Origin of the sequence: uncultured Albimonas sp. (genome assembly GCF_963977235.1) — a bacterium.
GTDB lineage: Bacteria > Pseudomonadota > Alphaproteobacteria > Rhodobacterales > Rhodobacteraceae > Albimonas.
Genome location: NZ_CAXBOD010000017.1, coordinates 43,075 through 62,996 on the forward strand (window position 1 = coordinate 43,075; position 19,922 = coordinate 62,996).

Genomic DNA, 19,922 nt, shown 5'->3' on the forward strand with positions numbered 1-19,922 from the left:
TTCAGGCCCTCCGGGCGTGCAGGAAACCGTCGGCGTCGACCTTCACGGTCCAGCCAGGCGGCACCACGGTGGTGGCGTCGAGGGATTCGACGATGGCCGGGCCGGGGAACTCGGCCTCGGCGGCGAGGCCGTCGCGCCAGATCACCGGGCAGTCGACCTCGCCCCCCTCGGGGAACCAGACGGGGCGCGTCTCGCGCCGGGCGGCGGCGGGGTCGATGTCCATCGACAGGCGCAGGCTGGGCAGGAGGCCGAGCGCCGAGAGGCGGATGTTGACCAGCTGCACCGGCTCGGCCTCGTTGGCGTGGCCGTAGGTCTGGCGGTGCTTCTCGTGGAAGGCGGTCGCGATCGCGGCCATCGCGGCGTCGTCCAGCGGGCCTTCGGGGACGTTGACGGTCAGCTCGTAGGCCTGGCGGCGATAGCGCACGTCCGCCTGGCGGACCAGCTTGCGGCGGGGTTCGGGGACGTTGGCGGCCTCGAGCATCTTCAGCCCGTCGGCCTCCATCACCGCGTATTCGGCCATCAGCGCGGCCGGCGTCAGGCCGGCGAGGTCGGCGTAGACGGTCTTGGACCAGTCGCGCTTGAGGTTGGTGGTCACCAGCCCCAGCGCCGAGAACACGCCCGGCGCGGGCGGCACCACCACCGAAGGCACGCCCAGCTCCTCGGCGAGGAAGATCGCGTGGATGGCGCCGGCGCCGCCGAAGGCCATCAGCGTGAACTCGGTGGGGTCGAGGCCCCGCTCGACCGAGACGATGCGCAGCGCCTGGGTCATGTTGGCGTTGACCACTTCGACGACCCGCTGGGCGGCCTCGTGGGCGCTCAGGCCCAGGGCGGCGCCGACCTCGGTCTCCATGGCGCGCAGGGCGCCGGCGCGGTCGATCTTCAGCTCGCCGTCGAGCAGCGACACCGGGTTCAGGTAGCCCAGGATCACGTTGGCGTCGGTGACGGTGGGTTTCGTGCCGCCCCGCCCGTAGGCGACCGGCCCGGGCAGCGAGCCCGCCGAGTGCGGCCCCACCTTCAGCGCGCCGCCGAGATCCACCCAGGCGATCGAGCCGCCGCCCGAGGAGACCTCGGCGAGGTCCACCACCGGCACCCGGATCGGGTGGCCCGAGCCGTTCAGCCAGCGCTTGGCGTTCGAGGTGCCGCCGACCTCGTATTCCGCGGTCACCTGGATCTCGCCGTCCACGATCACCGAGGCCTTGGCGGTGGTGCCTCCCATGTCGAAAGACAGCACCCGGTCGAGGCCAAGCTGCTCGCCCGCCAGCGCCGCGGCGATCACCCCGGCCGCGGGGCCGGATTCCACCGCCTGGGCGGGCATCCGCAGGCACTCGGCGATGTCCACGACGCCGCCCGAGGAGCCCATCACATGCAGCTCCGGCAGGCCGATGCCGCCGACCGCTTCGGACAGGCGCTTGAGGTAGGATTCGAGCAGCGGGCCGACATAGGCGCAGACGGCGGTGGTCGAGGCGCGCTCGAACTCGCGGATCTCGGGCAGGACGTCGGAGGACAGGAACACCTGCACGTCGGGCAGGGCGGCGCGCAGCAGCTCGCCCACGCGCTGCTCGTGCGCGGGGTTGAGGAACGAGAACAGGAAGCTGACGGCGACCGTCTGCGCGCCCGAGGCCCTGATCTGTTCGACCAGCGCGGGGACTTCGCTTTCGTCGAGCGGGGTGACCACGTCGCCCTGCGCATCCACCCGCTCGGTGATCTCGAAGCGGCTTTCGCGCGGGATGATGACCGGGGGGGCGTCCTGCTCGAGGTCGTAGAGGTCGATGCGCACCGAGCGGCGCAGCTCCAGCACGTCGCGGTGGCCGCGGGTCCCGACGAAGGCGCAGTTGGCGCCCTTCTTCTCGAGCAGGGCGTTGGTGACGATGGTGGTCGCGTGGCTGAGCAGCGTCACGGCGTCGGCGCCGATCCCCTGCCGCTCGAGCCCCTGGGCGAGGCCGGCCAGCACGCCTTCCGCGAAATCCAGCGGGGTCGTGGGCACCTTGGCGATGCCGATGCGTCCGGTCTCTTCCTCGACCATCGCGACGTCCGTGAAGGTGCCGCCGATGTCCACTCCGATGCGCCAGGCCACGTGTGTCTCCTTGTTCTTGTTATGGGTCAGCCGGCCCGGGCGATGGCGCGCGGGGCCTCGCCCGCGTCGCCGAGGTCGGAAAGCGGGCCCACTTCCTTCTCCACCAGCGGGATCACCTCGGCGCCGAAACGCTCGAGGGAGGCCGCGGCCATGCGGATCGGCATGTCGCCGAACTGGAAGAAGCAGTTGTAGTGGACCGGGCCGAGCGTGCGGATGTCGTCCACGATGCGCTCGGCGACCGAGTGGGCGTCGCCGATCACCATGTTGCGCGCGAGATCCTCGAGGCTGGGCTCGTCGGGCAGTTCCAGCGGCACGATCTCGCCCTTTGCGGTCAGGTCGAGCTTGGGCTGCCGCAGCGCCCAGACCATGCGGGCGTAGGAGCGGGCGCGCTCGGCCGCCTCCAGCGCCTCGGCGTGGGAGCGGACCACGGCGATGTACTGCTGCATGGCGATGCGCATGGTCGCCTCGGGCAGGCCGGAGGCGAGCCAGTTGGCGCGCAGCCCGTCCTTCGACTTGACCAGCGCGTCTGCCTTGCCCGACCAGGCGCCGGCGATGAAGGCGGTGGGCTCGTGCGGGCCGACGGCCTTGAGGACCTCGGGCGCCTGGGTGGTCAGGAACAGCGGCGGCAGCTTTCCGCTCGCGGGGCGCATCGCGAAGACGGTCGGGGGGGCCTGGAAGTGTTTCCCCTGGAAGTCGACATGGCCCTCCTCCATCGCCTGGCGGAGCACCTCGAAGTATTCGAGGAACACCTCGTTCTTGGCCTTGATGTCGATCTTGAAGCGGTCGAACTCATAGGGCTGGTAGCCGGAGCCCAGCCCCAGCAGCGCCCGGCCGCCCGACATCTGGTCGAGCAGCGCGATCTCCTGGGCCACGCGCAGCGGATTGTGCAGGGGCAGCACGACGACCGCCGGGCCGACCTTGATGGTCGAGGTGGCGGCGGCCATGTGGCTCGCCATCATCAGCGGGCTGACCGACAGCGAGTAGTTGGTGAAGTGATGCTCGGCGAACCAGGCGGCGTGGAAGCCCGCCTGCTCGGCTAGGCGGACCATGGTGCGGCTGTCCTCGATCACCCCGGCGATGCCGCCGGGATTGTCGCGATAGGTCAGCAGGTTGAACAGGCCGAACTGCATGGCTCTCCCCGAAAGTCTGGGCCTGGCGCGGCGGGCGCCGGTCTTTGGGACGACGAGGGCGTGGGCTCCGCGCAGGGGGGCGGGCGCTGTCGTCGTCCTGTCACGGAGCTTTCGCCGCATCGCAACAGATCGCAAACGAGAAATGCTGCGTTGCAAACAAGTTGACCTAATGTCTGGACAACAAGCAAGCCCAGCTAATCCAAAGCGACGATTTTCCCGGCCGCCCGGTCAGGCGATAAGGGGTATGGGCGGCGAAGGCCGGCATTCGCGGCCCGATGACGCGAAGCGGCAGCCTCCGGGCGCCCGATGGTCGCGGCTAATTTCGACGGGCGGAATAATATTTCGCACCTCCGTCGCTTTCGTTACGCTGCCGGTCAAAGAGGAACGCCGCGGCCGACTCGACCCGACACGGGCGAGCGCCGCCCCCAACCGGAAGGACGACGTCTTGAGCCTGCCCCCGATCCTGCAGAACCTGCGGCTGCCCGTGATGGCCTCGCCGCTGTTCATCATCTCCTACCCCGAGCTGGTCATCGCCCAGTGCAAGGCCGGCGTGGTCGGCTCCTTTCCCGCGCTGAACGCGCGCGAGAAGGCGGGCGAGCCCTCGATGCTCGAGGCCTGGCTGAAGCGGATCACCGAGGAGCTGGACCGCCACAACCAGGCCAACCCCGACGCGCCGGCGGCCCCGTTCGCGGTCAACCAGATCGTGCACAAGTCCAACGCCCGCCTCGACCGGGACGTGGAGCTGTGCGTCAAGTACAAGGTTCCGCTGTGGATCACCTCGCTGGGCGCGCGGACCGAGGTCTATGACGCGGCCCATTCCTGCGGCGGCTTCGTCGTGCACGACGTGATCAACAACCGCTTCGCCAAAAAGGCGATCGAGAAGGGCGCCGACGGCCTGGTCGCGGTCGCGGCGGGCGCCGGCGGTCACGCCGGCGCGCAGTCGCCGCTGGCCCTGATCTCCGAGATCCGGGAGTGGTTCGACGGCGCGCTGCTGCTCTCGGGCGCGATCGGCAACGGCGATTCCATCCTCGCGGCCCAGGCGATGGGCGCGGACATGGCCTACATCGGCTCGGCCTTCATCGCGACGCAGGAGGCCAACGCTGTCGACGGCTACAAGAAGATGATCACCGAGCATGGCGCCTCGGACATCGTCTACACGAACCTCTTCACCGGCGTGCACGGCAACTACCTCAAGCCGTCGATCGTCAACTCGGGCATGGACCCCGACAACCTCGAGACCTCCGATCCCTCGAAGATGTCGTTCCAGCTCAACGAGTCGGGCGAGCGCGAGAAGCCCAAGAAGTGGAAGGAGATCTGGGGCGCCGGTCAGGGCATCGGCATGGTCAAGGACGTGGTCCCGACCGCCGAGCTGGTGGCCCGGCTGGAGCGCGAGTATTTCGCCGCGCGCGCCCGTCTGGACGCCTCGGCGCCCAAGGCCGCCAACCCCGGCTACGCTCGCCTGAACGCGGCCGAGGCCGCCGCGGGCTGAACCCGGCGCGGAGGGGCCCCGGCGCCCCTCCGCCCCTGATCGGAGCCTCGATGCGCAAGCGCACGGCCATTCCCGAGCATTCCGACCTGGCGGTTGGCCAGAAGCCCTTCGAGGGCGACCGCCAGTTCGTCTCGGCCCTGCACCGGGGGCTCGAGGTGCTGCGCGTGTTCCGCCCCGGCGACGAGGGCCTGGGCAACCAGGAGATCTGCGCCCGCTCCGGTCTCGGCGCTTCGACCGTCTCGCGGATCACCTACACGCTGACCCGGCTGGGCTACCTGCGCTACGACGGGCGCGACGGGCGCTATCGGCTGGGGGTCTCGGTGCTGGGGCTGGGCTACGCGTGCCTCGCGGGGCTGAAGATCCGCGACACGGCCCAGGTCCACATGCAGGAGCTGGCCGAGCGGGTGGGCGGCGGCGTGGTGATCGCCCTGTCGGCGCGCGACAACCTGCGAATGACCTACATCGCCTGCGCGCGCTCGGAGGGGGTGATGTCCCTGCAGCTCGACGTCGGCTCTCGCATTTCGCTCGCCCGCTCGGCCGCCGGCCGCGCCTGGCTCGCCGCCGCCCCCGAGGAGGAGCGCGAGCGGCTGATCGAGGAGATGGCCCTGCAGGCCGACCCGACGACCTGGCCCGCGATCCTGACCGGGATCCGAGACGCGATCCGCATGGTCGAGGAGCGCGGCTGGTGCATGAGCCTGGGCAACTGGCGCGCCCAGGTGAACACCGCCGGCGTCCCCCTGCGCACCGAGGGCGACGGTCAGGTCTACGCCCTGACCTGCGGCGGGGCGAGCTACACCCTCCCCCGCCTGCGCCTCGAGAAGGAGGTGGCCCCGATGCTCCAGGAAATGGCCGCCCGCATCTCCCGCGGCTGACCGAGGCGCCGCGACCGCCGCCCCGCCTCTGGCCGCCCTCGCGCCCGCGGCGCGTCCCGGCCTGGCGCCGGTCGCCGCCGTCACCCCCTTGCGCGGGCTTGTCCTTGACCCCTGCGGGCGAGTCGCTCAGGCATCGCAAGCGAGAGACGGATCCGGAGAACAGGCGCGGGCGTCTTGTTCTCTGGTGAGTCAGGAGCCCGCCGGAGGCCCCCGCCCTGCAGCCTTCAGGCGCAGCCGCCCCCCACGGGCGCGAGGCAGCCAAGCCCGCCCGCAGGGCGCCTGTAGACCGTTGCGAAGAGGCCGAGCCGCCCCCCTCTCGCATCGCCCCCGCTCAGACGTCGAGCGTCCACTCCCGCTCCCAGGCGGTGAAGGCCGAGACGTAGCTCTGCCATTCCTGCCGCTTGAGCTTGAGGAACGCGGCCGAGACCTCGCCGCCCAGCGCCTCCTGCAGCGTCCGGTCGGCCTCGAAGGCCCGCAGCGCGTCGAGCAGGTTGAGCGGCAGCCGCTGCGCCCCCTCGGCCTTCTCCGGCGTCGCGTACATGTCGAAATCGCAGGGGGCGCCGGGGTCGGCCGCGGTCGCGATGCCCTCGAGCCCGGCCGCGATCACCGCGGCCTGAAGCAGGTAGGGGTTCGCCGCCCCGTCCGCGAGGCGTAGCTCGAACCGTCCGGGCCCGGGCACGCGCACCATGTGGGTGCGGTTGTTGCCCGACCAGGTGACCGTGTTCGGCGCCCAGGTGGCGCCCGAGTGGGTCACCGGCGCGTTGATCCGCTTGTAGGAGTTCACCGTGGGGTTGGTCAGCGCCGTCAGCGCCGGGGCGTGTTTCATGATTCCGCCCAGGAAGTGCAGACCCTGTCGCGACAGGCCGAACTCGGCCCCCGGATCGGCGAAGGCGTTCGTCGCCCCCTCGGAGTCCCACAGCGAGACGTGCACGTGGCAGCCGTTCCCGGTCAGTCCCGCGAAGGGCTTGGGCATGAAGGTGGCGCGCAGGCCGGCGGCCTCGGCCTGGGACTTGACCATGAACTTGAAGAACGAGTGGCGGTCGGCCGTCACCAGGGCGTCGTCGAAGTCCCAGTTCATCTCGAACTGGCCATTCGCGTCCTCGTGGTCGTTCTGGTAGGGGCCCCAGCCCAGCTCCAGCATCCCGTCGCAGATCGCCGAGATCACGTCGAAGCGCCGCATCAGCGCCTGCTGGTCGTAGCAGGGCTTGTCGGCCTTGTCCTGGCCGTCCGAGATCTCGGACCCGTCGGCCGAGACCAGGAAGAACTCCGGCTCGACCCCGGTCTTCACCCGCAGGCCCAGCGCGGCGGCCTTCTCGACCTGGGCCTTGAGCACGTTGCGCGGGGCCTGGGCCAGGGCTGCGTCGTTCAGGACCAGGTCGGCGGGGACCCAGGCGACCTCGGGCTTCCAGGGCAGCTGCACGACGGCCTCCGCGTCGGGCATCGCGAACAGGTCCGGGTCCGCCGGCGACAGATCCAGCCACGAGGCGAAACCGGCGAAGCCCGCGCCGTCCGCCTGCATCATGGCGATGGCCTGCAGGGGCACGAGCTTCGCCCGCTGCCCTCCGAACAGGTCGGTGTAGCCGATCATGAAGTAGCGCACCCCGCGCTCCTTCCCCCAGGCGGCCAGATCCTTGGTCATGGTGGTCCCTCGATCCCTGTCGGTGCGTTCGGCGCGGGGTTCCCCGTCGTTGAGGCTGTCTCGGGGCGGATCAGAACCCGCCGCCCCCCGGTATCCAGCTGGTCCCCGCGAGCGGCACGCGCGCCATGGCTGCGGCCTCCATGGTCAGGGCGCAGAGGTCCTCGGGCTCGAGGTTGCGCAGGTCGGACTTGCCGCAGGCCCGCGCGATGGTCTGCGCCTCGAGCGTCATCACCGCGAGGTAGTTGGCCAGCCGGCGCCCCGCCGCCGCCGGATCCAGCCGCGAGGCCAGCTCCGGGTCCTGCGTGGTGATCCCCGCGGGGTCCTGGCCCGCGTGCCAGTCGTCGTAAGCGCCGGCCGTGGTTCCCAGCGCCCGATACTCGGCTTCCCACCGCGGATCGTTGTCCCCCAGCGCGACCAGCGCCGCGGTCCCGATGGAAACCGCATCCGCCCCCAGCGCCATGGCCTTGGCCACGTCCGCCCCGTTGCGGATCCCGCCCGAGACGATGAGCTGCACCTTGCGGTGCATGCCGAGATCCTGCAGCGCCTGCACCGCCGGCCGGATGCAGGCGAGCGTCGGCAGGCCGACATGCTCGATGAACACCTCCTGCGTCGCCGCCGTGCCGCCCTGCATCCCGTCGAGCACCACCACGTCCGCCCCCGACTTCACCGCGAGCGCCACGTCGTAATAGGGCCGCGAGCCGCCGACCTTCACGTAGATCGGCTTCTCGCCGCCGGTGATCTCGCGCAGTTCGCCGATCTTGATCTCGAGGTCGTCGGGCCCGGTCCAGTCGGGATGGCGACAGGCCGAGCGCTGGTCGATCCCCTCGGGCAGGTCGCGCATCCCCGCGACCCGTTCCGAGATCTTCTGGCCGAGCAGCATGCCGCCCCCGCCGGGCTTGGCGCCCTGGCCGACCACCACCTCGATCGCGTCGGCGCGGCGCAGGTCGCGCGGGTTCATCCCGTAGCGCGACGGCAGGTATTGATAGACCAGCAGATCCGAGTGCCCCCGCTCCTCCTCCGTCATGCCGCCGTCGCCGGTGGTGGTCGATGTCCCCGCCGCGCTCGCCCCGCGCCCCAGCGCCTCCTTCGCCTGGCCGGAGAGGGAGCCGAAGGACATCCCCGCAATCGTGATCGGGATCTTGAGATGGATCGGCTTCGAGGCGAAGCGGTCGCCCAGCGTCACGGCCGTGTTGCAGGTCTCGCGATAGCCCTCGAGCGGGTAGCGCGAGATCGAGGCGCCGAGAAACAGCAGGTCGTCGAAATGCGGAACCTTGCGCTTCGCGCCGCCGCCGCGGATGTCGTAGATGCCGGTCGCCGCGGCCCGGCGGATCTCGGACAGGGTGTAGTCGTCGAAGGTCGCCGACTTGCGCGGATGGGTGGTCGGGGCGTCGTAGGACATCAGTAGTCCCCCGCGTGATCGACGTTGAAATGATAGAGCTTCCGGGCCGAGCCGTAGCGGCGGAAGGCGCTCGGATCCGCCTCGACGCCTGCGCGGGTCAGAATGTCGGAGAGCTGGGCGCGATGCTCGTCCCGCATCTCCTTCTCGATGCAGTCGGCGCCGAGCGACTTCACCGAGCCGCGCACGTAAAGACGAGCCTCATAGAGCGAATCCCCCAGCGCCTCGCCGGCGTCGCCCAGCACGGCCATGGCGCCCTTCTGGGCCATGAAGGCCGACATGTGCCCGATGGAGCCCTTCACCACGATCTCGATCCCCTTCATCGAGATGCCGCAGCGGGACGAGGCGTCGCCCTCGATCACCAGCAGCCCGCCGCGCCCGGTGGCGCCGGCGTACTGGCTGGCGTTGCCTTTCACGGTGACGCGGCCCGACATCATGTTCTCGGCCACCCCCGGTCCGGCGGAGCCGTGGACGGTGATCTCGGCCGCCTCGTTCATGCCCGCGCAGTAATAGCCGACCGAGCCGCGCACATCGACGTGGACCGGGGCCATCGCGCCCACGGCGACGGAATGGGCGCCGCGGGGGTTCAGCACCTCGAACCTCTCGTTTTCGCCCTCGCGAACGCTGTGCAGCGCGCGGTGGAACGCGCGCAGCGGGGTTTGGGCCAGGTCGAAGACGGGCATCAGCGTTCCCAGAAATAGACGGTGGCGGGCTCCGGCTCCCAGACCCTTGCAAGGTCTATGCCGGGCAGGCCGACGAGGGCGCGGTATTCCGAGCCGAAGGCGACGTAGCGGTCTGTCTCGGCCATCACCGCGGGCTTGCAGGCGACCGGGTCGCGCAGCACGCCGAAGCCGGACTTGGTCCCCACCACGAAGGTGTAGAAGCCGTCGAGGTCGGCCAGCGCGCCGTCGAGCGCCTCGCCCAGGTTGCGCCCCTCGGCGAGGCGGGCGGTGAGGTAGGCGGCGGCGACCTCGGAGTCGTTCTCGGTCTCGAAGCGGATCCCCTCGCGGATCAGCACCCGGCGCAGGTTGTTGTGGTTGGAGAGCGAGCCGTTGTGCACCAGGCACTGGTCGGCGCCGGTCGAGAACGGATGCGCGCCCAGCGTGGTCACCGCGCTTTCGGTCGCCATGCGGGTGTGGCCGATGCCGTGGCTGCCCGACATGGCGCGCAGCCCGAAGCGGGTCACCACGTCGGCGGGCAGGCCGGTCTCCTTGTAGACCTCCATCGCCTCGCCCGCGCTCATCACCCGCAGCGTCGGCGCGGCCTCGACCGCGCGGCGCAGGGCGGGCAGGTCGGCGGCGGCGAGCGTCAGCACCGCGTGGGTGTCCTTGACCGAGAGAGCCGCGTCATGCGCCTCGGCCAGCGCCTCGAGCGTGGCGCGATCCTTCGCGGGGGCGGCGGACTGCACGGTCAGGCGGGCGCGCCCCTCCTCGGCCGCGCCGTAGACCGCGATCCCTGCGCTGTCCGGGCCGCGGTCGGTCATCGTCACCAGCATGTCCGACAGCAGGCCGCCCAGCTCGGGCTCCAGCGTCCGGTCCTTCAGGAAGAGGCCGACGATTCCGCACATCGCTCACGCTCCCGCAAATCCGAGGGGCTCACGCGCCCGCAAAATTCGGGGGCAAGCTAGCGAGCCCCTTGCGACTCGGCAAGATTTCAGGAAAGAAATTTTCCTAAGAGGCAAACCTGTCGCATCACCCGCCCGCGCCGCGGTAGCAGATGATCGACAGGTAGCGCGCCGGCAGGGTCGTGAGGACCTCGGGCCCGTGCGGGGCGTCGGCCTCGAAATACAGGCTGTCGCCCGGCAGCATCTGGTAGAGGCGGTCGCGGTGACGGTATTCCAGCTCTCCCTCCAGCATGTAGAGGAACTCCATCCCCTCGTGCTGAAAGGTGGGGAACACGTCCGAGTCGTCGGTCAGCGTGATCAGATAGGGTTCCACCACCACCCCGGCGGAGGCGTGATCGAGATGCCCCAGCAACGTGTACTGATGGCCCGAGCGGGTGCCGCGCCGCTCGACGTCGACGCCCTCGCCGGCGCGGACGTGCACGGCGCCGCGGGCCTCCTCGTAGCGGCGGAAGAAGGCGGTCAGGGGCACGCCCAGGCCCTTCGACAGCGCCTGCAGGGTGGCGAGGCTGGGGGAGATGTTGCCGTTCTCGATCTTCGAGAGCATCCCCAGCGACATGCCGGTGGCCGCGGCGAGGTCGGCCACGGTCACGCCCATGTTCTTGCGATAGGCGCGGACCTCGTGGCCGATGGCCTGCTCGAGGCTGTTCTCCAGCGCGTCGCGGGTCGCGTGGGGATCCTGTTTCAGTCCGCCGCGTGGGGTCTCGGTCATGCTCGGGCCTCCGCTGCTGCTCCCCTCTGGGTAAGGTTTCTTTCGCGCGGGTTGAAGGGGGCGCGTCGGCGCGCCGCCGCGGAGGGGGCCGCATGAGCCGCTATTCCGCCCTTCGCCTGCTGCGCGAGGCCCTGCGCGGCAACGCCGGCTGGACGCCGGCCTGGCGCGAGCCCGAGCCCAAGCCCGCCTACGACGTGGTGATCGTGGGCGGCGGGGGGCATGGGCTCGCCACCGCCCACTACCTGGCGCGCGAGCACGGCATCGCCAACGTGGCGGTGCTGGAGAAGGGCTACGTCGGCTCGGGCAACGTGGGACGCAACACCACGATCGTGCGCTCCAACTACCTGCTCGAGGGGAACAATCCTTTCTACGAGCTGAGCATGAAGCTGTGGGAGGGGCTCGAGCGGGAGCTGAACTTCAACGCCATGGTCTCGCAGCGGGGCGTGATCAACCTGTTCCACACCGACGGCCAGCGCGACGCCTACCGGCGGCGGGGCAACGCCATGCGCCTGCACGGGGTGGACGCCGAGATCCTCGACGTGGCGACCCTGCGCAAGATGCTGCCGATGCTCGATTTCGACACGGCGCGGTTTCCGATCAAGGGCGGGCTGATGCAGCGTCGCGGCGGCACGGTGCGCCACGATGCTGTCGCCTGGGGGTTTGCGCGCGCCGCCTCGGCCCGCGGCGTCGACGTGATCCCCCATTGCGAGGTGACCGGCATCCGGCGCGAGGGCGAGCGCGCGGTGGAGCTTCAGACCACCCGCGGCACGATCCGCTGCGGGAAGCTGGCGCTGGCGACGGCCGGGCATTCCTCGGTCACCGCCGCGATGCTGGGGCTGAGGCTTCCGATCGAGAGCCACGTGCTGCAGGCCTTCGTCTCCGAGGGGCTGAAGCCCTTCGTCGACCACGTGGTGACCTTCGGGGCGGGGCATTTCTATGTCTCGCAGTCCGACAAGGGCGGGCTGGTCTTTGGCGGCGACATCGACGGCTGGAACTCCTACGCCCAGCGAGGCGGGCTGGCGGCGGTGGAGGACGTGGTCGAGGCCGGCGTCGCGATGATCCCGGCGCTGAGCCGCGCGAGGGCGCTGCGCAGCTGGGGGGGCGTGATGGACATGTCCATGGACGGCTCCCCGATCATCGACCGGGTGCTGGACAACGTCTACCTCAACGCCGGCTGGTGCTATGGCGGGTTCAAGGCGACCCCGGCCTCGGGCCTCGCTTTCGCCCGCCTGATCGCCACCGACGCGCCCCACCCCACCGCCCGCGCCTTCCGCCTGGACCGCTTCGCCTCCGGCGCGGTGCTGGACGAGAAGGGCGTGGGCGCCCAGCCGAACCTGCATTGAGGGCGCCATGGCCAGCCTGATCGACTGTCCCCACTGCGGCCTTCGCCCGCGCGAGGAATTCTCGGTGCGCGGCGACGCCTCCGTGACCCGCCCCGACCCCGAGGCGGGGGCGGAGGCCTGGCACGACTACCTGCACCTGCGGACCAACCCCCGCGGCCGCCATGCCGAGCACTGGCGCCACTCCGGCGGCTGCCGGCGCTGGCTGGTGGTCGAGCGGGACACGATCACGCACGCGGTCCTCGCCGTGCGCGACGCGCAGGAGGCCGCGGAATGAGCGGCCGCCGCCTGCCCGTCGCCGCCCGCATCGACCGCGGCCGCCCGATCCGCTTCCGCTTCGACGGGCGCGCGTATCAGGGCTTTGCGGGCGACACGCTCGCCTCGGCCCTGATCGCCTCGGGCGTCGAGATCTTCGGGCGCAGCTTCAAGTATCACCGCCCGCGCGGGGTGCTGGCGGCGGGCTCGGCCGAGCCCAATGCGCTGGTCACCGTGGGGACTGGCGGACGGCGGGAGCCCAACGTCCGCGCCACCATGCTGGAGATCCACGAGGGGCTGGAGGCGCGCAGCCAGAACGCCTGGCCCTCGCGCCGCCTGGACATCGGGGCGCTGAACGGTCTGCTCTCGCCGCTGATGGGGGCGGGGTTCTACTACAAGACCTTCATGTGGCCCCCCAAGGCGTGGGAGCGGGTCTACGAGCCGCTGATCCGCCGCGCCGCGGGGCTCGGCCGGGCGGCGACCGAGCCGGACCCCGACCGCTACGAGAAGACCTGGGCGCATTGCGACCTGCTGGTGATCGGGGCCGGGCCGGCGGGGCTCGCCGCAGCCCTCACCGCCGCGCGCGCCGGGGCTCGGGTGATCCTGGCCGACGAGGGCGCGGCGCCCGGCGGCTGGCTGCTGGACGACGGCGGCGACGCCTCCGCCGCGCTGCGCGAGGAGATGCTGGAGGAACTCGCCGCCGCCCCCGGGGTCCGCATCCTGCCCCGCACGACCGTGTTTGGCTGGTACGACGACAACGTCTTCGGCGCGCTGGAGCGGGTGGGAAAGCACCTCCCCCCCGACCCCGACCGCCCGGCCGAGCGTCTGTGGCGCATCGCGGCGCGCGCGGCGGTGCTCGCCTCGGGCGCCGAGGAGCGGCCGCTGGTCTTCGCGGGAAACGACCTGCCGGGGGTTGCGATGGCCTCGGGCGTCCGCCGCCGGCTGGTGGCGCAGGCCGTCGCGCCGGGCCGCCGGGTGGCGGTGGTGACCAATGGCGAGGCCGGCTACTCGCTGGCCGCCGCGCTGGAATCGCGCGAGGTGGAGGTCGCCGCCATCGTCGACTGCTCGGCCGCCGGGGCGGGCGGGACGGCGGACCGCTACGCGCCCACCCCCAACAACTGGCGCGGGGGCCGGGCGCAGGACTGGCGCGGAACCGCCCGGATCCTGCGCGGCCGGCCGGTGCGCGCCGTGGGCCTGCGCGGGGTCGAGGCGCTGGAGGTCGAGCGCCCGGACGGCAGCCTGCGCCGTCTGTCGGTCGACGCGGTGGCGATGTCGGGGGGCTGGAGCCCCAACGCCCAGCTCGCCTGCCATCGCGGCGCCCGGCCCGAGTGGTCCGAGGCGCGCCAGGCGTTCCTGCCGCCGCTCGATCAGCCGGGCCTGCGGGTGGCCGGCGGGGCGGCTGGCCTGCTCGGGCGCGGCGCCTGTCTGGGCGACGGCGCCCGGCAGGCGGCGGCGGCCCTGGCGGCGATCGGCCTCGACGCCCGACCCGCCTTCCCCCCCGCGCCCGAGGACGCGCCGCCCCCCCGCGCGCTGGGGGCCTTGGGCCCGGCCGCGGGCAGGCCGCGGGGCAAGCGCTTCGTCGACTTCCAGAACGACGTCGGCGTCGAGGACCTGGCCCTGGCGAGGCGCGAGGGCTACGCCCACCCCGAGCTTGCCAAGCGCTACACCACCTCTGGCATGGCGACCGACCAGGGGCGGATGGGCGCGGTGAACGCCGCCGTGATCCTGGCCGAGCAGCAGGGCCTGTCCCCCGGCGCCGTGCCGCTGACCACGCAGCGGCCGTTCGTCTCGCCGGTCTCCTTCGGGGCGCTGGCGGGCGCGGCGCGGGGGGCGGGGTTCCGGCCGGTGCGCCGCTCGCCCCTGCACGCCTGGTCCGCGGCCCGCGGCGCCGTCTTCGTCGAGACCGGCGCCTGGCTGCGCCCCGCCTGGTTTCCCCGACCCGGCGAGGCCGACTGGGCGACCGCCGTGGCGCGCGAGGCGCGCACGGTGCGCATGGCCGCGGGCCTGTGCGACGTCTCGTTCCTGGGCAAGATCGAGCTGACCGGGGCGGACGTCCCGGCCTTCCTCAACCGCGTCTACCTCAACGGCATGGCGAAGCTGCCGGTGGGGCGGGCCCGCTATGGGGTGATGCTGCGCGAGGACGGGTTCGTGATGGACGACGGGACCGTGGCGCGGCTGGCCGAGGACCGCTGGGTCCTGACCACCACCACCGCCAAGGCCGAGGAGGCGATGGCCCATCTGGAGTTCTGCGCTCAGGTGCTGTGGCCGGATCTCGACGTGCGCCTCGCCTCGGTCTCCGACGCCTGGGCGCAGATGGCGCTGGCCGGGCCCAAGGCGCGCGCGATCCTCGGCCGCGTGGTCGCGGGCGACCTCTGCGACGACGCCGTCCCATTCATGGCCGCGCGCGAGGTCGCGCTGCGCGGCGCCCCGGGGGTGACGGCGCGCCTGTTCCGGATCTCGTTCTCCGGCGAGCTCGCCTATGAGCTTGCGGTCCCCGCCGACCTCGGCCCTGCCGTCGCCGAGGCGATCGTGCAGGCCGGGCAGGGCGAGGGGATCTGCTGCTACGGCGCGGAGACGCTGGCGGTCCTGCGCATCGAGAAGGGCCATGTCACCCACGCCGAGATCGACGGGCGGGTGACCGCCGACGACCTCGGGATGGGGCGGATGGTTCCCGGGGCGAAGGCGGACTTCATCGGCCGCGCGATGATCGGCCGTCCGGCGCTGACCGCGCCGGGTCGCCTGCAGCTCTGCGGCCTCGTCGCGCAGGACCCCGCGCAGGCGTTCCGCGCCGGCGCCCAGGTGCTGGCCGAGGGCGCGGCGCCGAGCCTCGAGGGGGCGCAGGGCCATGTCTCCTCGACCGCCTGGTCCCCGCACCTCGGCCGGACGCTGGGGCTGGCGCTGATCCGCGACGCCCGCGCGCGCCATGGCGAGGCCGTGCAGGTCTGGGACGGGCTCCGCTCCGAGACCTGCGCCGCGCGCATCGTGCCGCCCGTGCATTTCGACCCCGAGAACCGGAGGCTGCATGGCTGAGCCCGCCCCCCTCCTCTCCCCCACGCCCGCGCTCGCGGGCGCGGCCTCGGGCCGCTTCGGCGCCGGCCGCGGCGCCCCCGCGGCGGTCACCATCGAGGCGCTGGCGGACCTGCCGATGACCGAGGTGATCGCGGCCCGGGGCGAGGACGTCGTGGCGCTGCTGGCCGGCCGGGTCCCGCCGGCGGCGCTTCGCACCCTCGGCCCGGGGCGGCGTCTGGCGCTGGGCGCGGCGCCCGCGGCGCTGGCCGACCTCGCGCCGCGCGCAAGCGCGGTCGACCAGTCGGGCGGTCGCGGGCGGATCGAGGTCCGGGGGCCGGAGGCCGAGACCCTGCTCGCCCGCGGCGTCGGCGCGGACCTGCATGGCGCGCGCTTCGCCCAGGGGACCTCTGCGCCGATGCTGTTCGGCCGCATCGGGATCGTGCTGACGCGCAGCGGCGCGCAGCGGTGGGAGATCCTGGTCCCGCGCAGCTACGCGCTGGCGCTGTGGGAGCATCTGGTCGAGGCCGGCCGCTCGCTGGGGATCGAGGCCCGCGGGCCGGGGGGCTGAGGGCGCGCCCGGGCGCCGGCGGGCCTGTGGCGGGCCGCGCGAGGCCCCGGGTCAGGCCCGGGGCGCGGCGCGCGAGCCCTCGCCCCGGAGGCCCTCGCCCCGGAGGCGCGGCGGCACGGGTCCGCCGGGCAGGCGCTCAGCTGAACAGGAAGTCCGAGGCCGACAGGTCGTCGAGGTCGGTGTCGACCAGCTTCACCCACCCCTCGTCGGTGTTGAGGATCACGTGGTCGCCCTTCTGGCGGGCGTCCTCCATCAGCGCGTCAAAGCCCGCGTAGTCGTCCGCGTCGAACACCGCCTTGTCCTTGCCGAGGGTGAAATCCTTCACGATCTCCTTGTCGTAGCCCTTGGAGGTGAAGTCGAAACGGTCCTTGCCCGGCCCGCCGACCAGCACGTCCTTGCCCGCGCCGCCCGACAGCCAGTCCGCGCCCTTGCCGCCGAAGAGCTTGTCGTTCCCCTGGCCGCCGTCGAGCGTGTCGGCGCCGCCGCCGCCCTTGAGCACGTCGTCGCCCTGGCCGCCAGACAGCTTGTCCTTGCCGCCGCCGCCCTTGAGGACGTCGTCGCCCTTGCCGCCCGAAAGCACGTCGGCGCCGCCGCCGCCCTTGAGCACGTCGTTCTTGTTCCCGCCGGCGAAGACGTCGCGCCCGCCGCCGCCGATGAACTTGATCTTCTGGCTCCAGATCTCGTCGCGCAGGGCCGAGGTCGCCTCGCCGTCGCCGTCCTCGTCAAAGCCCATCAGGTCCACGAGGATGGCGCGGGCGAGATCCTCGTCCTTGATGGTCTTGCCGAAGCTCACCTCGAAGTCGGTCCGCGACAGCGACAGCGCGCCCGAGTCCGCGTCCTGCGCGGCGCCGTAGCCGAAGCTGACCGCGTCCATCGTGCCGCCCAGCCGGTGGGTGGTGATGTCGTAGCTGAGGTCGCCCTCGACCATGAAGGCCTGGTCGCGGGCGTTGGCCTGGTCGGTGATCGCCGATTCGGCGCCGGCGTAGTCGCCCTCGGAGTCGTCCGAGAAGGTCCCGAAGCCCATCAGGGCGAAGTCCTTGTCGAAGGCGTCGAGATAGGTCTCGAAGTTCGTCTCGGAGTTGGTCCGCGAAGTGATCTTGACGGTCATGGAGCCTCCGGCGCCCGCGCGCGGCGGGCGGCGTTCAATCGAGGGCCGGACGGGGTTCGCCACGGACGCTCGGGGGGGAATCGGGAAGCTGGGGTGACCGGAGGAGGGGGCGCGCGTCCTGGCGGACGCGGCGGCCGTGTCCGGCGCCTGGCGATGCCCGGAACCTCGGATAACCGACGATTGAAGTCAAGAATGCGCAGGGCCCGGTTGAAACCCATGTGAAAGGGTCGGATAAGGGGGCCGCGAGCCGATGGACGGCTCGTCGATCCACCCATCCGGGGGCGACGCTGCGGGCCGGACCGGCGCCGCGGAGCCTTGCCGGAAAGGCAGACGCTGCGAGCCGGGTGGAGCGATGACCAGATTTCCTTGGACGGCCCCTGCCGTCGCCGTCTCGGCGTTGGCCCTGTCGGCCGGCCTCGCCGCCGCGCAGACGCCGGCGCCGGCCGTGACCGACCCCGTGCTGATCTCCGATGACCCCGTTCTGATCGGGGATGAGCCTGTGCTGATCGGGGACGCGCCGGCGGCGGACGCGGGCGGGGCCGATCCGGTGCTGCTGAACGCCATCGACGTCGAGACCCTCCGGCCGCCGCCCGCCCAGCCCTCCGCCGAGATCGACCGCGAGACGCTGACCCGCACGCCGATGCGTTCGGTCGGCGACGCGCTGACCGACACGCCCGGCGTCACCGCGGCGGACGACCGCCGCAATCCCGGCGTCGCCGTCGAGGTCCGCGGCCTGCGCGATCGCGGCCGGGTCACCACGACGATCGACGGGGCGCGGCAGAACTTCCAGCAGTCGGGGCACGGCTCCTCCTCGCTGACCTATGTCGATTCGAACCTGCTGAGGGCCATCGAGGTCGAGAAGTCGGTGACCGCCGGCGTGGGCGGTGCGGGGGCGCTGGCGGGCTCGGTCGGGTTCCGCACCATCGACCCCGACGACGTGATCCCGGCCGGCGAATCCTGGGGCGCGCAGGGCGCGATCGGGGCCGGCGACAATGCCTATCGCTTCGACGGCTACGCCGCCGGCGCCTGGCGGCCGAACGCGCGCTTTGCGGCCCTGCTGGCGATCTCGCGCAAGCGGCTGGGCGACTACGCCATCGGCGAGGCGGGGCGGGTCGAGACCTCGGAGACCTCCTTCGCGCCGACCACGGCGCCGGTGGCCCAGACCGGCTCGGACGAGGTCTCGGCGCTGGCCAAGGCGGTGATCTCGCTGGCGCCCACGGCGGACCTGACGCTGAGCTACCTCGACTACAACGCGCAGTTCCAGACCAGCGTGCTCGCTGCGGTGGACGACCAGGACACCGCCAACCGCACCGCCACGGCGCGGCTGGACTGGGCGCCGGCGAACTCGGTCCACGACCTGACCGCGACGGTCTACTGGAACGGCGTCGAGAACGACCAGGACCGCGATCCCCGCCCCAGCTACGGCGGCTTCGAGCTGGCCTATGCGCTCGACACGTTCGGGGGCTCGATCTCGGACACGATGGCGTTCGAAACCCGCCTCGGCGCGCTGGAGGTGACCGCAGGGGGCGAGGCGTTTTCCGACGAAACCTCGAGCGTCTCGCTCGCCGAGGATCCCACCGACGATCCCGACAACGTCTGGTTCTCGGGCAGCAACCCCGCGGGCGAGCGGCAGGTGGGGGGGCTGTTCGCGCGGGCCGCGCTGGCGCCCAGCGATTGGCTGCGGCTGCGGGGGGGGCTGCGGCTCGACGGCTACCGGCTGGAGGGGACGGCGAGCGTCTATGGCTGGCGCGGGGCGGCCGCGGGTTACAGCGATCTGCCGGTGCGCCAGTCGGACTGGGCGCTGGTGCCCTCGGCCGGGATCTCGGTGCTGCCGGCGCGCGGCTGGGAGATCTTCGCCGACTACACCGAGGGCTGGCGGCCGCCGACGCTGTCGGAATCGGTGTTGGGGGGCAGCCACATCGGCTTCCTGCAGCCCTTCGCGCCCAACCCCGGCCTGCGGCCCGAGAGCTCGCGGATGCTGGAGGCGGGCGTGGCCTTCGAGCAGCGCGCCCTGCTGGCCGCCGACGACAGGCTGCGTGTGCGCGCCAGCGTCTACGCGCGCGACGTGTCCGACTATGTCGCCTCCGAATACGTCTTTCGCCGCGGGCCCGACGGCACAGACACCCGCTACGTCGCCTATGTGAACATCGACGGGACCAGCCGGTTCCGCGGCGCCGAGCTGGAGGCGGCCTATTCCGTCGACCGCTTCGACTTCGGCGTGGGGCTCGAGACGCTGGACGTCAACGTCGACGGGACCTTCGACGAACGGCCCTACAACACCCGCCCCGACCCTGAGGAGATCACCAGGGCGCCGTCCTCGCTGCCCGCGTTCCAGGCGAGCTTCACCGCGCAGGCCCGCCTGCTGGGCGACCGGCTGGCCGTCGGCGGGCGGATGCGGCTGGTCGGCGATTCGACCGACAGTCTGTCGAGCTATCGGCTCGACGGGTTCATGACCTTCGACGCGTGGGCGAGGCTCGCGATCACCGATCGCGTGGCGGTGCGGGTTTCGGCCACCAACCTGACCGACCAGGCCTATGTCGATCCCAACGGCTCCACCGCCTATCCGGCCCCCGGACGGACCCTGGCGCTGTCGCTCGAGGCGCGGTTCTGATGCGCCTGCCCCTGCGTCTGCGGCGTCCGGCTCTTGACGGCGCCGGCGGAAACCGTGAATTCCTGAATGTCCCGTGCGACCCCAGCCTCCGCCAGGTC

At 72.1% G+C, this 19,922-nt stretch carries 15 protein-coding genes; 7 read left to right on the forward strand and 8 right to left on the reverse strand.

All coding sequences use genetic code 11. The features are described 5' to 3' along the window. Position 1: 1 nt before the first annotated feature. Both AAC134_RS10705 and AAC134_RS10710 read right to left on the reverse strand, forming a co-directional pair. Complete coding sequence (locus AAC134_RS10705; RefSeq protein ID WP_339949077.1) at positions 2-2,074, reverse strand: hydantoinase/oxoprolinase family protein; 2,073 nt, start codon at positions 2,072-2,074, stop codon at positions 2-4. Between the two features lie 26 nt (positions 2,075-2,100). Next, on the reverse strand, positions 2,101-3,204 hold the full coding sequence (locus tag AAC134_RS10710) for an LLM class flavin-dependent oxidoreductase (protein ID WP_339949078.1): 1,104 nt from the start codon (positions 3,202-3,204) through the stop codon (positions 2,101-2,103). 445 nt (positions 3,205-3,649) lie between these two features. On the opposite strand from AAC134_RS10710, the gene AAC134_RS10715 reads away from it, so the two are divergent. Both AAC134_RS10715 and AAC134_RS10720 read left to right on the forward strand, forming a co-directional pair. Then, complete coding sequence (locus AAC134_RS10715; protein ID WP_339949079.1) at positions 3,650-4,693, forward strand: nitronate monooxygenase family protein; 1,044 nt, start codon at positions 3,650-3,652, stop codon at positions 4,691-4,693. 50 nt (positions 4,694-4,743) lie between these two features. Beyond that, the gene (locus AAC134_RS10720) at positions 4,744-5,565 is read left to right on the forward strand and encodes an IclR family transcriptional regulator (protein WP_339949080.1); all 822 of its coding nucleotides are present in this window, start codon (positions 4,744-4,746) and stop codon (positions 5,563-5,565) included. Between the two features lie 331 nt (positions 5,566-5,896). On the opposite strand, the gene glnT is transcribed toward AAC134_RS10720, so the two are convergent. The 5 genes from glnT to AAC134_RS10745 form a co-directional block, all read right to left on the reverse strand. Continuing rightward, positions 5,897-7,204: a type III glutamate--ammonia ligase gene (glnT, locus tag AAC134_RS10725; protein WP_339949081.1), complete on the reverse strand. Its 1,308-nt coding sequence runs from the start codon at positions 7,202-7,204 to the stop codon at positions 5,897-5,899. 70 nt (positions 7,205-7,274) lie between these two features. Further along, a complete protein-coding gene (locus AAC134_RS10730; protein ID WP_339949082.1) occupies positions 7,275-8,603 on the reverse strand; it encodes an FMN-binding glutamate synthase family protein in 1,329 nt (442 codons plus the stop codon). Continuing rightward, positions 8,603-9,283, reverse strand: coding sequence for a protein GlxC (locus tag AAC134_RS10735; RefSeq protein ID WP_339949083.1), 681 nt, complete (start codon positions 9,281-9,283; stop codon positions 8,603-8,605). Before AAC134_RS10735 ends, AAC134_RS10730 begins: the two co-directional genes overlap by 1 nt. Then, positions 9,283-10,167 carry a glutamine amidotransferase gene (locus AAC134_RS10740; protein WP_339949084.1) on the reverse strand — a complete coding sequence of 295 codons (885 nt, stop codon included), beginning with the start codon at positions 10,165-10,167 and terminating at the stop codon, positions 9,283-9,285. The genes AAC134_RS10735 and AAC134_RS10740 overlap by 1 nt, the downstream gene beginning before the upstream one ends. Before the next feature lie 124 nt (positions 10,168-10,291). Next, entirely contained in the window at positions 10,292-10,933 is a 642-nt protein-coding gene (locus tag AAC134_RS10745) for an XRE family transcriptional regulator (RefSeq protein WP_339949085.1), read from the reverse strand. A 92-nt stretch (positions 10,934-11,025) separates the two neighbouring features. On the opposite strand from AAC134_RS10745, the gene AAC134_RS10750 reads away from it, so the two are divergent. From AAC134_RS10750 to AAC134_RS10765, 4 genes are read left to right on the forward strand one after another with little or no spacing between them, the layout of a single operon-like run. Next, the gene (locus AAC134_RS10750) at positions 11,026-12,276 is read left to right on the forward strand and encodes a sarcosine oxidase subunit beta family protein (RefSeq protein WP_339949086.1); all 1,251 of its coding nucleotides are present in this window, start codon (positions 11,026-11,028) and stop codon (positions 12,274-12,276) included. Positions 12,277-12,283: 7 nt separating this feature from the next. Then, a complete protein-coding gene (locus AAC134_RS10755) occupies positions 12,284-12,550 on the forward strand; it encodes a sarcosine oxidase subunit delta (protein WP_339949087.1) in 267 nt (88 codons plus the stop codon). After that, the gene (locus AAC134_RS10760) at positions 12,547-15,558 is read left to right on the forward strand and encodes a sarcosine oxidase subunit alpha family protein (RefSeq protein ID WP_339949088.1); all 3,012 of its coding nucleotides are present in this window, start codon (positions 12,547-12,549) and stop codon (positions 15,556-15,558) included. The genes AAC134_RS10755 and AAC134_RS10760 overlap by 4 nt, the downstream gene beginning before the upstream one ends. Next, on the forward strand, positions 15,551-16,105 hold the full coding sequence (locus AAC134_RS10765) for a sarcosine oxidase subunit gamma family protein (protein WP_339949089.1): 555 nt from the start codon (positions 15,551-15,553) through the stop codon (positions 16,103-16,105). The genes AAC134_RS10760 and AAC134_RS10765 overlap by 8 nt, the downstream gene beginning before the upstream one ends. A gap of 136 nt (positions 16,106-16,241) precedes the next feature. On the opposite strand, the gene AAC134_RS10770 is transcribed toward AAC134_RS10765, so the two are convergent. Next, complete coding sequence (locus AAC134_RS10770; RefSeq protein WP_339949090.1) at positions 16,242-17,213, reverse strand: calcium-binding protein; 972 nt, start codon at positions 17,211-17,213, stop codon at positions 16,242-16,244. Positions 17,214-17,565: 352 nt separating this feature from the next. On the opposite strand from AAC134_RS10770, the gene AAC134_RS10775 reads away from it, so the two are divergent. Further along, positions 17,566-19,824: a TonB-dependent receptor gene (locus tag AAC134_RS10775; protein ID WP_339949091.1), complete on the forward strand. Its 2,259-nt coding sequence runs from the start codon at positions 17,566-17,568 to the stop codon at positions 19,822-19,824. Positions 19,825-19,922: the final 98 nt, after the last annotated feature.